The following is a 13,718-nucleotide window of genomic DNA, read 5'->3' as shown; positions in this document are numbered from 1 at the left end:
GACCAGCACCTCGGCGCCGAGCTTCTGGAAGCGCTCGGCCACGCTCGGATCGAGCGCCACCCGCCGCTCCCCCGGATGCACCTCTTTCGGTACCAGTAGTCTTAGGGTCATCGGAATATCTCCAGCAACAGCGCAGCGCGGCGCGCAGGGCGTACCGGCGTTTCGCTGTTCGTATTGAGGGGCAAACCCGCGAAGCTGCCGCGTTGGGCAGTGGCGGGAACGGAAATTGGTCAGACCAACAGCCGTAAAACGTCCGAGTATTGTAGCCGATCTGTAGTGCATGCCAAAAGCTGCGCAGGTGCGCCGGGCGACATTCGGCATGGTATATGTATCGCCATAAGCGACCGGAGCCGTTCAGGATTCCGCCGTCATCGACCGGTCACCGGAGCTGCCGATCATCCTGGCCGGACAGGCGAAGGGGGAGGGCGATGTACGGGCTCGATCAGCCGATTCTGCGTACCGATGTATCCGGTATGCCGCTTGAATGGGTCGACTACCAGGAGGCGGTGCGCCTGCACTGCAGCGGGCACGTCGCCTACACCGTCGGGCCGGTGCTGCATCGGTTGCGTGGCGGCTTCAACGCGATAACCGCCCGCCGCAGCGTCATCGCGGTACATGCGGTCATTGCGACGCATGGCGGCATGTACGCCATCCTGCGCGCGCGTTCCGACTATGTCCCGCCGCTGTCGAATGCCGCGCTGTTCCGCCGTGACTTCAGCATGTGCCTGTATTGCGGGCAGATTTTCGTGCCGCGCGAGCTGTCGCGGGATCACGTCACGCCGCTAGTGCAGGGCGGGGCCGACCGCTGGGCCAACGTCGTCACCGCCTGCAGGCGCTGCAACCATCACAAGGGCGGACGGACGCCGGAGCAGGCCGGCATGCAGTTGCTGGCGGTGCCGTTCTCGCCCACCCATGCCGAGTACGTCTACCTGCAGGGCCGGCGCATCCTCGCCGACCAGATGGCCTTCCTGCGCGCGCATTTTCCCCGTTCGAGCCCGCTGCACGCGCGGCTCGACGGTGCCGTGGGCGGTTGCCGGGCGGCATGAAACACCCGATACGCCGGGGCATGATGGTGTGCGTTGCCCCGGACTCTTTGCCTTACAGCGCACACCCAGCTTTACAGGGGGCCGACCATGCCGTCCGAACATCGCGCAACGGTGCGCTGGGAGCGCACGACCACCGACTTCGATGCCAAGACCTTCGATCGCAACCACGTCATCGAATACGACGGTGGGGAACACGTGCGCGCATCGACGGGGCCGGACTATGGCGGCGATCCGGCGTGTGTCGATCCTGAGCAGGGCCTCGTCGGCGCGCTGGCCAGTTGCCACATGCTGACGTTCCTCACCGTCGCGGCGATCCGCAAGCTGGTGGTGGATCGATACGAGGATGCGGCCTATGCCGAAGTCGGCAAGAATGCCGCCGGCAAAATGATGGTGTCGCGCATGGTGCTGCGGCCGCGGGTGGTGTTCGGCGGGCCGGTGCAGCCCGATGCGGCGACGGTCACCGCCCTCCACGAGAAGGCGCACGCCAACTGCTTCATCGCCAACTCCGTGCGCAGCGAGGTGTCCGTCGAGCCGCAATGCTGAGCCGGCGGCGCCGTTCTCCCGGCGGGCCTCACTGCTGCCGTGAGCGGGGGCCGGTGCGGAAGCTGACGACGTCGTGCGCGGCCCCCTCCGCCGGCTGTTCACGTTGCCGGTACGCCTGGAAGCGGATCAGCCCGCACGCCGGACAGCGCTGATGCCTGTGGTGGTCTTCACGGTGTTCGATCCAGGCCATCGTGACACCGCACGCCGGACAGGCGCCGGTGCGGACCCGCAGTGGAGGGCGGGCGTCGAACAACTGCATCAAGGCGAGCGAATGGTTCAGTAGGCTCAGCTGGGCGGCGAACCACGCCCGCGCACCGAAATCCATCCAGAAGGGCATCATCTTCGGTCTCCCCGGCGCCGCCGCGTGGAACCGGGAGTCACCGGCCGCCAACGTCGTGCAGCACCGCTCTGCTGTTGCTGACGGGTATGTCCCCCTGAGAGGGGTGACCCATCGTTTCTTGTTTATCGTTAAGCAACTTGCAAGCCATCCTCGTTGGCCCGCGCCGTGAGTGAGCGCCGGCGCGCATGATGCACGTTGAGCATGGCTGGGGACCCCGGCTTGTCAAATCAGCGACACCCCGCGGCGATGCGGATTGCGAACGGTTTGTCGCTTTGCATCGCGTCCATCCCTTGCGCTCGGCCCGGCTTCTTCCATAGTTCCGTGAGACGCCGCACGAGCGGCAGCCGCAGACCGTCGAGCGAGGGGTGTCGTGATGGACATTCGTGAGTTGCTACACCGTTGGCAAGCGTCGGGCGCCGATCAGGCCCCGGCTGAAAAGATGGTGGTGCACCTGTCGTTGCATGATGTCGCGCGGGTGGCGGCGCTCGCCGATCTGTTCCCGACCAAGACGCCGGCGGCCATCGCCGCCGAACTGCTGAGCGCCGCGCTCGACCAGGTCGAAGCCGCCTTTCCCTACGTGCAGGGGCAGCGCGTGATCGCCGAAGACGAGCAGGGGGACCCGATCTACGAGGACGCCGGCCTGACGCCGCGCTTCATCGATCTCACCAAGCAGCACTCCAACCGCCTGCGCGCGAGCCGGCAGGCGGGCGCGTGACGCCGGTTCCGTCGGACCCCCGGCTTGATGTCGTTGAAGCGGCGTTGTACGCGTGCTATTGCTTGCCCGCCGGTTGGCAAATGCATACGAATGATTACACTACGCAGGCTTTGTTGCAGGGCAACAAACCTTGTTGTTCCCACCCCATGACGATTGTAAGGAGTCTCCCCATGAAGAATCTGCTCAAGCTGTCCGCTCTTGCTGCCGTTGCCGTGCTGACGGTCGGCTGCGCCAGCACCGACTCGGTCGAGAAGGCCCAGGCCACCGCCAACCAGGCGCTGGACGTCGCCAACCGCGCGAACGCCACCGCCAACGAGGCGAAGGCGCTGGCGGCCGACACCAACGAGAAGCTGAACCGCGTGTTCAAGAAGAGCATGTACAAGTAAGCGGCGGCGCAAGCCTCCGTGCGACCAAGGGCCGGCTTGCCGGCCCTTTTCATTTCGTCGCCGCGTCCAGCGGCAGCGGGCGCTACTCGGTGATGGCGACCGGGATGCCGCTGGCCTGGCGCACCACGGTTTCGACGATGTCGGGCGAGATCAGGCGCACATCGTTGCCGAGCTGCGCGTGGATGGCGGCGACCGTGTCGGCGATCTGCTGCTCGGTGGGGATCTCATCCTCTTCCAGCGGCGAGTGGTATTCGAGGTAGAGCTGGCCGGCGAACCAGCCGAGCTTGGCGGTCTGGTTGACCAGCATCACCGGCGTGCCGACCGGCACCTCGGGGAACAGTTCCTCGACATCCTCGGGGTACATGCGGATGCAGCCGTGCGTCACCCGCATGCCGATGCCGTTCGGATTGTTGGTGCCGTGGATCAGGTAGCCGGGGATGCCGAGGCGCATCGCGCGGGTGCCGAGCGGATTGTCGGGGCCGCCGGGGATGATGTCGGGCAGCGGATCGCCCTTGGCGGCGTGCTCGGCCTTGATCGAGGCCGGCGGGATCCACGGCGGGTCCACCTGCTTGGCGGTGATCGTCGTGCGCCCGAGCGGCGAATGCCAGTCCATGCGCCCGATGCTGACCGCGTAGGTGCGCACCGTCGGTGCCTGCCCGGCGCGGACCTTCGGATAGTAGTACAGGCGCATTTCCGGCAGGTTGACGACGATGCCCTCGCGCGGTGCGGCCGGCAGGATGTGGCGGGTCGGCAGCACCACCGGCGTGCCCTCGCCCGGGAGCCAGCGGTCGACCCCGGGGTTGGCGGCGACGATCTCGTCGTAGCCGAGGCCGGCGCGGCGGGCGATGTCGAGGAAGGTGTCCTCGCTGTGGGCGTAATCGATGCCGAGTTCGCCGACCAGGTCGGTGTCGCGGGGCGGCAGTGGATAGACCTCGGGCTTGCCGAAGGCGAGGGGGGCGAGCAGCAGGCCGCAGACCGCCAGCAGCGCGGCGCGCAGGGGGCGGGAACGGACGGGGGTGAGCATCGGTGCGGACTCCGGACGATGAAGCCGGGCGAGTATAAGGAACTCTCGCCGCGGCCGCGCGCCGTACGGCGCGCGGGCGTGTCCGGCGCAGTGGCCGACGGCCCGCGCGGGCGCGCCCTCCGTCGCCGCTGTTTTCGCTCGCGACGGGCGCGCGCGGCTGGTCTACCGTCTGCCGATGCCGCGTCGTGCGCGGTGCCGCCCTTGAGGAGGATAAAGGCATGAAGCAGTCCAGAGTCTATGTCGCCTACACCGGCGGCACCGTTGGCATGACGCGCACCGCCGAGGGCTATGCGCCGGCCCCGGGCCTGCTCGACCGCCTGATGCGCGAGGTGCCGCAACTGGGCGAGACGCCGGTGCCGGCCTTCGACGTGCACGAGTATCCGGAACTGCTCGACAGCGCCAACATGCGACCGGAGGACTGGAACTACATCGCGGCCGACATCGCCGCGCACTACGCCGCCTACGATGGCTTCGTCGTGCTGCACGGCACCGACACGATGGCCTACACCGCGGCGGCGCTGTCCTTCATGCTCGAAGGGCTGGACAAGCCGGTGGTGGTCACCGGTTCGCAGATCCCGCTGTGCGAGCCGCGCAACGATGCCCGCGACAACCTGATCGACGCCCTGATCGTCGCCGGCCACCACCGCATCCCCGAGGTCTGCCTGGCCTTCAACGGGCGGGTGCTGCGCGGTAACCGCGCGGTGAAGCTCAAGTCGGCCGGGCTCGGCGCGTTCGAGTCACCGAACTTCCCGCCGCTCGCCGAGCTCGGCATCGACATCGTCGTCTACCGCGAGCGCGTGCTGGCGCCGGCGCGCACGCCGTTCCGCATGCAGCGCTGCGGGTCGGCGCCGGTGGCGGCGCTGCGCCTGTTTCCCGGCATTCCCGCCGAGTTCCTGCGCCACATCGTGCAGCCGCCGCTCGCCGGGCTGGTGCTCGAATGCTACGGCGCCGGCAACGGCCCGGTGCGCGACACCGCCTTCCTCGACGTGCTGCGCGCCGCCACCGACCGCGGCGTGGTGATCGTCGACGTCAGCCAGTGCCTGCAGGGCAGCGTCAATCTCGACAGCTACGCCGCCGGTTCGGCGCTGGCGCGGGCCGGCGTGATCGGCGGCTACGACATGACCGTCGAAGCGGCGCTGACCAAGCTCCTGTACCTGTTCGAACTCGGGCTGTCGCCCGACGACGTCAAGCGCGAGATGCAGCGCGACCTGCGCGGCGAGCTGACGCGACCGGAATGAACGGGGGGCATAGTCGTCGGCTATCGGCTACCAGGATAGGAATCAATTTCATTTGCGAGCATGGCTGCATTAGGCTCGATCCCAGGCTCAACCGGAGGATCGCCGCCATGCTCAAGACCTTCACCTTCGCCGTCGTCCACATGACCGTGGCGTTCACGGTCGGCTACGTGATGACGGGCAGCGCCGCCGTCGGCGGCGCCATCGCCCTGGTCGAGCCGCTGTGCAACACCGTGGCGTACGTCTTCCACGAGCGCGTGTGGGAGCGCGTGCGCCGGCTGCCGGGCAGCGCGGGCGGCCACGCCCTCGGCGCCTGAGGGCAGGTGCGATGCCGCACGACGTTCAGTTGGTGCCGCGTACGCCGATCTCGCCGCGTCCGCAGTTGGCGTTCACGCCCGCGCCGCAGGCGCGGGGCTTGCCGTCCTTCGTGTAGCAGATGCGGATCTCGTCGAGCCACTGCCGCGGTCCGTCGCGGTAGGTGGATTTGCCGGGGCGGTAGCGGCACACCGGCACGACCGCCTCCGGCGTCAGCGCCGGGTTGGCTTCGAGGAAGGCGGTCTCCACCGCTTGCGCGGTGGTGCGCTGCGTTTCGCCGGGCTTGCGGTAGGGTTCGGGGATGCTGATGTCGGCGTAGAGGTTCTCGGCGAGGTCGAGGTACGCGCCGGCGCTCAGCCCCGAGCAGCTGCCGTGCTTGCGCCACTCGTGCTGCATCAGCCCGGCGCTCGGCATCATCGGCAGGTAGCGCTCGACGGTCGCCTCGGGCAGCGGTGCCACCGCTGCGCAACCGTCGGGGCTGGGGGCGCCCTCGCGCTGCGGCCACAGGCCGTGGACGATGAAGCCGTAGCGGCGTTCCGAGCGGCACTGCAGGCGGTTGTCGAGGCGGTCACCGGTTTCGAAGCAGTACTGCGGCGACCACGACAGGCTCAGCACGTAGTAGTCGAAGTCGTCGGCACGGGCGACGAGCGCCGCCAGGGCGAGCGCGAGCACGAGCAGGCACGACGGGACGGTGCGCATCGGCGGGGTCCTCTCCAGGGGGCGTGCCGCGCAGTGTAGCGGCGGCGGCTTGCAGGCGGCGGGCGGATTGCCTAGCGTGCGCCCAGTGCCCGCCGCGTCCGCGCGGCAACGGCTTGCCCCTCCGCCCCGGCCCCACCGTCCGCCCGAGCCCTGCCGACCATGACCGACACCCTGCCCGCCGCCAGCCAGCGCGTCGCCGAGGCGCTGCGCGCGCACGGCATCGCGCCCGCGATCCGCGCCTTTCCCGCCGGCACCCGCACCGCCATCGACGCCGCCCGGGCGATCGGCTGCGAGGTCGCACAGATCGTCAAGTCGCTGGTCTTCCGCGGCCGCGACAGCGGGCGCGGGGTGCTGGTGCTCGCCAGCGGCCCCAACCGCGTCGACGAGGCGCGCATCGCCGCGCTGTTCGGCGAGCCGATCGCCAAGGCCGACGCCGCCTTCGTGCGCGACGTGACCGGCTACGCCATCGGCGGCGTGCCGCCGCTCGGGCATGCGCAGGCGCTCGCCACCTACATCGACGAGACCCTGCTCGCGCACCCGACCGTGTGGGCCGCGGCGGGCACGCCGAACACCGTGTTCCCGCTGGCGCCGGCGGAGCTGGCGCGGCTCACCGGGGGGCGGCTCGCCCGCGTCGACGCATGAGGCCGCGGCGCGTGCGCGGAGCTGCCCGGTGAGCGCGGTCGATCCCGCGGTGTCGCGCGGCTGGGGCGCGGCGCTGGCCGTCTACGCGCGGCCGCGCCTGCTGGTGGTGCTGGCGATGGGCTTCGCCAGCGGCCTGCCGCGGCTGCTCACGCTGTCGACGCTGAGCTACTGGCTGTCGAAGCTCGGCGTCGACAAGACCTCGATCGGCCTGTTCGCGCTGCTCGGTCTGCCCTACACCCTCAAGTTCGTGTGGGCGCCGCTGTTCGACCTGACGCCGCCACCGGGGCTCGCGCGGCTCGGGCGCCGGCGCGGCTGGCTGCTGCCGGTGCAGGCGCTGCTGGTGCCGGCGATCTACTGGCTGGGTCATACCGACCCGCTGCAGGCGCCGCTGGCCACCGCACTCGCGGCGCTGGCGGTGGCGTTCCTGTCGGCGAGCCAGGACGTGATCATCGACGCCTACCGCATCGAGATCCTGCACGACAGCGAGCAGGGTGCCGGGGCCGGCGCGACCCAGGTCGGCTACCGCTTCGGCCTGCTGGCGGCGGGTGCCGGCGCCGTGGCGGCGGCGGATTTCATCGCCTGGCCGTGGGTGTTCACCGGCCTTGCCGCGCTCGCCGCGCTCAACCTGCTGCTGACGGCCCTCGCGCCCGAGCCGCACGGCCCGGCGGCGCCGGCGCGGCCGACGCTGCAGAGCATGATCGTCGCGCCGTTCCGCGATTTCGTGCAGCGCCCGGCGTGGCCGCTGATCCTGCTGTTCGTGCTGTTCTACAAGTTCGGCGATGCCGTCAGCGGCGGCATGGCCAACCCGTTCTACAACGAGATGGGGTTCAGCGGGGTCGAGATCGCCACCATCACCAAGCTGTTCGGCGTGGTGGCGACGCTGGCCGGGGCGCTGGCCGGCGGCGCCATCGCCGCGCGCCTCGGCATGCTGCCGGCGCTGCTGCTCGGCGGGGTGCTGCAGGCGGCGACCAACCTGACCTTCGCCTGGCTCGCCGGGCGCGGCCATGACCTGGTCGCGCTCACCTGCGCGATCGGCGCCGACAACGTCGCCGGCGGGCTCGCCTCGGCGGCCTTCGTCGCCTACCTGTCGTGGCTGTGCAACCAGGCCTACACCGCCACCCAGTACGCACTGCTGACGTCGTTCATGTCGGTCGGCATGACCTTCTTCGCCGCCGGCGGCGGCTGGCTCGCCGATCGCCTGAGCTGGGCGCAGTTCTGGAGCGGCTCGGCGCTGCTCGCGCTGCCCGGGATCGCGCTGCTGCTGTGGCTGATGCGCCACCCCGGCGCGGCGCAGCCCGCGGCGGCGCCGGCGCGCGGCTGAGGCCGGCTCACATCAGCGTGCGGCCGTGCGCGGCGCCGGGCGCGGCGATGCGCTCCAGCGCCGAGAGCGTGGCGGCATCGAGGTGGATGTCGGCCGCGGCGGCGTTCTCGGCGACGTGGGCGGTGCTGCGCGAGCCGGGGATCGGCACGATGGCGTTGCCGCGTCGCAGGATCCACGCCAGCGCGAGCTGCGCCGGCCTGATCCCCAGGCGGCGCGCGATGTCGGCGAGCGGCGCGAAGTGCCTGGCGTTGTAGGCGCGGTCCTCGCCCTGGAAGCGCGGGTTGCGGGCGCGGAAGTCGTCCTCGCCGACCTGCTGCGTGCCGGCGAAGAAACCGGCGCCGAGCGGCGACCACGGGATGTAGCCGATGCCGAGCTCGCGCAGCGTCGGGAACAGCAGCGTCTCGTCCTCGCGCCGCCACAGCGAGAACTCGTTCTGCACCGAGGCGATCGGGTGCACCGCGCAGGCCCGGCGGACCTGGTCGGAGGTCACGTTGCACAGCCCGAGGTGGCGCACGTGGCCGGCGCGCACCTCCTGCGCCATCGCCCCGACGGTTTCCTCGATCGGCGTGGCCGGGTCGGGGAAGTGCAGCTGCCACAGCCCGATGCAGTCGGTGCCGAGCCGCTCCAGGCTCGCCTCCAGGCAGCGCCGCGCGTACTCGGGGCGGCCGTTGACCCGCAGCGTGATGCCGAAGCCGGTGGCGAGTTCGGTGCCGGGGCTGCGCTCGTCGTAGACGATGCCGAACTTGGTCGCGATCACCATCCGCTCCTGGCTGCCGTGGAAGGCGCGGCCGACCAGGGTCTCGTTGTGGCCGGCGCCGTAGGCGTCGGCGGTGTCGATCAGCGTGATGCCGCAGGCCGGTGCGGCCCGCAGCGTGGCGATCGCCTCGGTGTCGTCGACCGCACCGTAATAACCTTCGAGCACCATGGCGCCGTAACCGATGGCGGACACTTCCGGCCCGGTACGGCCGAGTCTGCGCGTATGCATGATGGGTCTCCTGAGCGGGGGCGCGGCGGGCGCGCCGACACCTTCAAGCGTAGGTCGCCCCGCCACGATCAGGCGGTTTGACAACGCGCCGCGCGCCGTGATCCGCGCCCCCCGTGCGCTCAGAACGGCCAGTCGTAGTCGAGCGTCAGCGGGGCGTGGTCGGAGAAGCGCGCGTCCTTGTAGATGGCGGCGGCGCGGATGCGCACCTTCAGGCCTGGCGTGACCACCTGGTAGTCGATGCGCCAGCCGACGTTCTTCGCCCAGGCCTGGCCGCGGTTCGACCACCACGTGTACTGCTCGGGTTCCGGGTTCACCGCGCGGAAGGCATCGACCCAGCCGACGGTATCGAACAGCGCGTCGAGCCACGCCCGCTCCTCGGGCAGGAAGCCCGAGTGCTTCTGGTTGCCGCGCCAGTTCTTCAGGTCGATCGCGCGGTGGGCGATGTTCCAGTCGCCGCAGATGACGTACTCGCGCCCGCTCGCGCAGAGTTCCCGCAGCCGCGGCAGGAAGCGCTCCATGAAGCTGAACTTGACCTGCTGGCGCTCCTCGCTCGACGAGCCCGAGGGCAGGTACAGCGACACCACCGACAGCGCGCCGAAGCGCGCCTCGACGTAGCGGCCCTCGGCGTCCATGTCCTCGAAGCCCGCGCCGAGGCCCGTGATCACCGCGTCGGGCGCGCGCCGCGCATACAGCGCGACACCGCTGTAGCCCTTCCTGACGGCATCGACGTAGCTGCAGTGGTAGCCGGGCGGGTAGTGCAGCGCGGCTTCGAGCTGGTCTTCCTGCGCCTTGGTCTCCTGCAGGCAGACGACGTCGGCGTCCTGCGCGGCGAGCCAGGTGAAGAAGCCCTTCTTCGCGGCCGAGCGGATGCCGTTGACGTTGAGCGTGACGATGCGCATGCGGGCGTCCGGGTGGCGGGGGCGGGGGCGGCATTCTCGGCGAGGCGCCGCGACGCTGCCAGCCGCCGCGCGCGGTTGACCGCACGGCCGAACTCCCCTAGACAGGCGCCTCTCCCGCGTTCACGAGTTCCGCCCCATGCAGTCCTACCAGCGCGATTTCCTCGACTTCGCCCTCGCCCGCGGCGTGCTGCGCTTCGGCCGCTTTACGCTCAAGTCCGGCCGCGAGAGCCCGTACTTCTTCAACGCCGGCGTGTTCGACAGCGGCGGCGCCATCGCCCGCCTCGGGCGCTTCTACGCCGATGCCATCGTCGCCGCCGGGGTCGAGTTCGACATGCTGTTCGGCCCCGCCTATAAGGGCATCCCGCTCGCCGCGGCCACCGCCATCGCGCTGGCCGACCACCATGGCCGCGACCTGCCCTGGTGCTACAACCGCAAGGAGGCGAAGGACCACGGCGAAGGCGGCACCACCGTCGGCGCCGCGCTGGCCGGGCGCGTGCTGATCGTCGACGACGTCATCAGCGCCGGCACCGCGGTGCGCGAGTCGATGGCGCTGCTCGCGCGCGTCGGCGCCGAGCCGGCCGGCGTGGCCATCGCGCTCGACCGCCAGGAGCGCGGCCTCGGCGCGCGCTCGGCGATCCAGGAGTTCGAGCAGCAGTTCGGCAAGCCGGTGGTGAGCATCGTCACCCTCGCCGACGTGATCGCCTACGTCGGCCAGCGCCCCGAGTACGCCGTGCACCTGCCGGCGATCGAGGCCTACCGGGCGCAGTACGGGGTGTGATGCGGTCAGCGCCGCGCCACGCGGCCGGTACCTGCCTGCCATCCGCCGGTCATGCCGGCGTCATCACCGGCGGCGAACATCGCGGTCCGTTCAGGACCTCGATGGGGCCGCCGCGATGCCCAAGCGCCACTACCGCTCGATCTGGATCTCCGACATCCACCTCGGCCTGCCCGACTGCAAGGCCGGCTTCCTGCTCGACTTCCTCGAAGCCACGCAGTGCGAGCAGCTCTACCTGCTCGGCGACGTCATCGACCTGTGGGACCTGGGCCGGCGCCAGCGCTGGCCGGCCGAGCACAGCCGGGTGCTCGCGCACCTGATCAACCGCGCCGCCAGCGGCACCCGCGTGATGTACATCCCCGGCAACCACGACGAGCGGGTGCGCGAGTTCGCCGGGCTGTTCTTCGGCGGCATCGAGATCCAGCCCGAATGGGTGCACCGCACCGCCGACGGCCGCCGCCTGCTGCTGGTGCACGGCGACGGCTTCGATGCCGAGGTGCGCGGCGCGCCCTGGCTCGACCTGATCGGCGACGGCGCCTACGACCTGCTGCTGTTCATCAACCGCTGGGTGCACCGCGCACGCCGGCTGCTCGGGCTGCCGTACTGGTCGGCGGCGCGCGAGCTGAAGACGCGCATCGACCTCGCCGCGCGCGCGATCGCGCGCTTCGAGCACGCCGCCGCGCGCGAGGCGGCGCACCGCGGGCTCGACGGCATCGTCTGCGGGCACATCCACCAGGCGGAGCTGCGCAGCCTCGACGGCGTGCTCTACTGCAACGACGGCGACTGGGTCGAAAGCTGCACGGCGCTGGTCGAACACGCCGACGGCCGGCTGGAGGTCCTGCACTGGGCCGACGAGGCGCACGTCACCCACCGCGAGCACCCGGTGCCGGCGCCGGCACCGACCACGCCGCTGCCGGCGGCCGCACGGCGCGGCTTCGAGCCGGGCTGGTACGGCTGGGCCGCGCTCGACGGCGTGCGCGGCTGGCCGTTCGCCGCCGGCCGGCGCGCCTGAGCGGAGGCCTCGCGCCGGCGCCGTGCTCAGCCGGCGAAGAGCGCCTGCGGGTGGCGGAAGGCCGTGAACTCCAGCGCGTTGCCGGCGGGGTCGAGGAGGCACATCGTGGCCTGCTCGGCACGCTCGCCGGCGCAGCGCAGCTGCGGCGCCAGCACGAAGTCGACGCCGTTCGCGCGCAGGCAGCCGGCGAGGAACTGGAACACCTCCCAGTCGAGGACGGCGCCGAAATGCGGCATCGGCACCGCCTTGCCGTCGACCTGACCGAGATTCGCCGGATCGTGCACCGGCGTGCCGAGGTGCGCCGAGAGCTGGTGGCCGAAGAAGTCGAAGTCCACCCAGGTCGGCGCGCTGCGGCCCTCGCGACAGCCCAGCAGGCCGCCGTAGAACGCGCGCGTGGCGGCGAGGTCGGTGACGAGGAAGGCGTAGTGGAAGGGGGGCATGCGACGCTCCGGGCCGGGGTTCGCCGCCGAGGCTGAACCCGCCGGCGCACGACGGCAAGCCCGGCGGCGGCGCTTCATCCGCCCGCCTCCTGCGCGTCGGGCACGGTGGCGTCCACGGTGCCGGCGGCGAGCGCGGCGTAGAAGCCGGCGAGCGCGGCCGCGGTGGCGTCGGCACGCCAGCGCCGCGCGTGCGTGCGTGCCGCGGCGCCGAGGCGCGCGCGCAGCGCCGGGTCGTCGAGCACGCGCGCGACCTTGGCGGCGAAGTCCGCGGGGTCCTCGCGGGCGACCAGCGCGCCGACGCCGGGGCCGACGATGTCGCGCGTGCCCATCACCGCGGTCGATACCACCGGCACGCCGAGGCTCATCGCTTCGAGCAGCACCAGGCCCTGGGTTTCGGTGCGCGAGGCGAACACGAAGGCGTCGCCCGCGCAGTAGCAGTCGGGCAGCGCGCGCTCGCGCTCCAGGTAGCCGACGAACAGCAGGTGGGCGCCGAGCCCCAGGCGTTCGCCGAGGCGGCGCAGGTGCGCGGCGGCCGGGCCTTCGCCGGCGATCACCAGCAGCACCTGCGGATGGCTGCGGCGCAGCGTCGCCAGCATGTGCAGCAGGAAGTCGATGTTCTTCTCGTGGGCGACGCGCCCGACGTGCACCAGCAGCGGACGCCGCGGGTCGATGCCGTGTGCGGCGCGAAACGCCGCGCCGTCGCCGTGCGCTGCCGTGTCGCGGTCGAGGCCGGTGGGGATGATGCGGGCCGGTGTGCGCACGCCGTAGCCGCGCAGCACGTCGAGCATCGCCTGCGACGGCACCACCAGGCCGTCGAGGGCGTTGCACTGGCGCCGCGACAGCGCGCGCGCCGCGGCGCGCAGCCAGGCACGGGGCAGCGCCGGCACGTAGTGGAACAGGTATTCCTCGAAGAAGGTGTGGTAGGTCTCCAGCGTCGGCACGCCGAGCGCGCGCGCCAGACGCACGCCGAGCCAGTGCGCGACGAACGGCGTCTGGATGTGCACGAGGTCGAAGCGCCGCGCGCGCAGCTCCGGCAGGTGCGCCCACACCGGGCCGGTGCGCAGCATGCGGTCCTCGGGGTCGACGACGACGCCGCGCGCCGGCAGGCGCAGCAGGTCGGGCTCGGCCGGGTCGTCGGGGCCGTAGGCGGGCGCGAGCAGGCAGACCTCGTGGCCGAGGCGCTGCAGTTCGCGGCGGAAGGTGCGGATCGAGGTCGACACCCCGTTAACACGCGGGAAGTAAACATCGGAGAGCATGAGGATGTTCATCGGCGCGCCTTGCGGCTGTCGGCACTCGGGGTGCCGCGCAGCCTAGGCCGCCGATGTTGCCGTTTCGCGACGG

17 protein-coding genes are annotated in these 13,718 nt (G+C 71.2%); 10 read left to right on the top strand and 7 right to left on the bottom strand.

Translation table 11 applies throughout. From position 1 onward, the window contains the following. Nucleotides 1-428: 428 nt before the first annotated feature. Nucleotides 429-1,046 carry an HNH endonuclease gene (locus EV699_RS17535; RefSeq protein ID WP_132545211.1) on the top strand — a complete coding sequence of 206 codons (618 nt, stop codon included), beginning with the start codon at nt 429-431 and terminating at the stop codon, nt 1,044-1,046. A gap of 87 nt (nt 1,047-1,133) precedes the next feature. Further along, nucleotides 1,134-1,589: an OsmC family protein gene (locus tag EV699_RS17530; RefSeq protein ID WP_132545209.1), complete on the top strand. Its 456-nt coding sequence runs from the start codon at nt 1,134-1,136 to the stop codon at nt 1,587-1,589. Between the two features lie 28 nt (nt 1,590-1,617). Here the strand turns inward: EV699_RS17530 and EV699_RS17525 are convergent, their stop codons facing one another. After that, nucleotides 1,618-1,929, bottom strand: a complete 312-nt coding sequence (locus EV699_RS17525; RefSeq protein WP_132545207.1) for a hypothetical protein — start codon at nt 1,927-1,929, stop codon at nt 1,618-1,620. A gap of 439 nt (nt 1,930-2,368) precedes the next feature. Here EV699_RS17525 and EV699_RS17520 point away from each other — a divergent pair, with 439 nt between their 5' ends. Both EV699_RS17520 and EV699_RS17515 read left to right on the top strand, forming a co-directional pair. Further along, on the top strand, nt 2,369-2,644 hold the full coding sequence (locus EV699_RS17520; protein ID WP_243662724.1) for a type 1 pili tip component: 276 nt from the start codon (nt 2,369-2,371) through the stop codon (nt 2,642-2,644). Between the two features lie 170 nt (nt 2,645-2,814). Further along, a complete protein-coding gene (locus tag EV699_RS17515) occupies nt 2,815-3,030 on the top strand; it encodes an alanine-zipper protein (RefSeq protein WP_132545203.1) in 216 nt (71 codons plus the stop codon). 82 nt (nt 3,031-3,112) lie between these two features. Here the strand turns inward: EV699_RS17515 and EV699_RS17510 are convergent, their stop codons facing one another. Beyond that, entirely contained in the window at nt 3,113-4,054 is a 942-nt protein-coding gene (locus EV699_RS17510; RefSeq protein WP_132545201.1) for a L,D-transpeptidase family protein, read from the bottom strand. Between the two features lie 218 nt (nt 4,055-4,272). Here EV699_RS17510 and ansA point away from each other — a divergent pair, with 218 nt between their 5' ends. Together ansA and EV699_RS17500 are read left to right on the top strand one after the other, a co-directional pair. Continuing rightward, the gene (gene ansA / locus EV699_RS17505; RefSeq protein WP_132545199.1) at nt 4,273-5,292 is read left to right on the top strand and encodes an asparaginase; all 1,020 of its coding nucleotides are present in this window, start codon (nt 4,273-4,275) and stop codon (nt 5,290-5,292) included. 107 nt (nt 5,293-5,399) lie between these two features. Beyond that, a complete protein-coding gene (locus EV699_RS17500; protein WP_132545197.1) occupies nt 5,400-5,606 on the top strand; it encodes a DUF2061 domain-containing protein in 207 nt (68 codons plus the stop codon). A gap of 25 nt (nt 5,607-5,631) precedes the next feature. Here EV699_RS17500 and EV699_RS17495 read toward each other — a convergent pair whose 3' ends face one another. Next, nucleotides 5,632-6,303: a ribonuclease T2 family protein gene (locus EV699_RS17495; protein ID WP_132545195.1), complete on the bottom strand. Its 672-nt coding sequence runs from the start codon at nt 6,301-6,303 to the stop codon at nt 5,632-5,634. A gap of 159 nt (nt 6,304-6,462) precedes the next feature. On the opposite strand from EV699_RS17495, the gene EV699_RS17490 reads away from it, so the two are divergent. Together EV699_RS17490 and EV699_RS17485 are read left to right on the top strand one after the other, a co-directional pair. After that, entirely contained in the window at nt 6,463-6,945 is a 483-nt protein-coding gene (locus EV699_RS17490; protein WP_132545193.1) for a YbaK/EbsC family protein, read from the top strand. Between the two features lie 28 nt (nt 6,946-6,973). Beyond that, nucleotides 6,974-8,266: an AmpG family muropeptide MFS transporter gene (locus EV699_RS17485; RefSeq protein ID WP_243662721.1), complete on the top strand. Its 1,293-nt coding sequence runs from the start codon at nt 6,974-6,976 to the stop codon at nt 8,264-8,266. A gap of 7 nt (nt 8,267-8,273) precedes the next feature. Here EV699_RS17485 and EV699_RS17480 read toward each other — a convergent pair whose 3' ends face one another. Continuing rightward, entirely contained in the window at nt 8,274-9,251 is a 978-nt protein-coding gene (locus EV699_RS17480; RefSeq protein WP_132545191.1) for an aldo/keto reductase, read from the bottom strand. A 119-nt stretch (nt 9,252-9,370) separates the two neighbouring features. Continuing rightward, nucleotides 9,371-10,150: an exodeoxyribonuclease III gene (locus EV699_RS17475; RefSeq protein ID WP_132545189.1), complete on the bottom strand. Its 780-nt coding sequence runs from the start codon at nt 10,148-10,150 to the stop codon at nt 9,371-9,373. A 136-nt stretch (nt 10,151-10,286) separates the two neighbouring features. Here EV699_RS17475 and pyrE point away from each other — a divergent pair, with 136 nt between their 5' ends. Both pyrE and EV699_RS17465 read left to right on the top strand, forming a co-directional pair. After that, a complete protein-coding gene (pyrE, locus tag EV699_RS17470) occupies nt 10,287-10,928 on the top strand; it encodes an orotate phosphoribosyltransferase (RefSeq protein ID WP_132545187.1) in 642 nt (213 codons plus the stop codon). Between the two features lie 115 nt (nt 10,929-11,043). After that, entirely contained in the window at nt 11,044-11,937 is an 894-nt protein-coding gene (locus tag EV699_RS17465) for a UDP-2,3-diacylglucosamine diphosphatase (protein ID WP_132545185.1), read from the top strand. Nucleotides 11,938-11,963: 26 nt separating this feature from the next. Here the strand turns inward: EV699_RS17465 and EV699_RS17460 are convergent, their stop codons facing one another. Further along, nucleotides 11,964-12,377, bottom strand: coding sequence for a VOC family protein (locus EV699_RS17460; protein ID WP_132545183.1), 414 nt, complete (start codon nt 12,375-12,377; stop codon nt 11,964-11,966). A 74-nt stretch (nt 12,378-12,451) separates the two neighbouring features. Continuing rightward, nucleotides 12,452-13,645: a glycosyltransferase gene (locus EV699_RS17455; protein ID WP_132545181.1), complete on the bottom strand. Its 1,194-nt coding sequence runs from the start codon at nt 13,643-13,645 to the stop codon at nt 12,452-12,454. Nucleotides 13,646-13,718: the final 73 nt, after the last annotated feature.

The organism is Plasticicumulans lactativorans, from assembly GCF_004341245.1.
GTDB classification, from domain to species: domain Bacteria; phylum Pseudomonadota; class Gammaproteobacteria; order Competibacterales; family Competibacteraceae; genus Plasticicumulans_A; species Plasticicumulans_A lactativorans.
The sequence above is the reverse complement of the archived record's forward strand: the minus strand, read 5'-3'. Positions and strand labels throughout refer to the sequence as shown.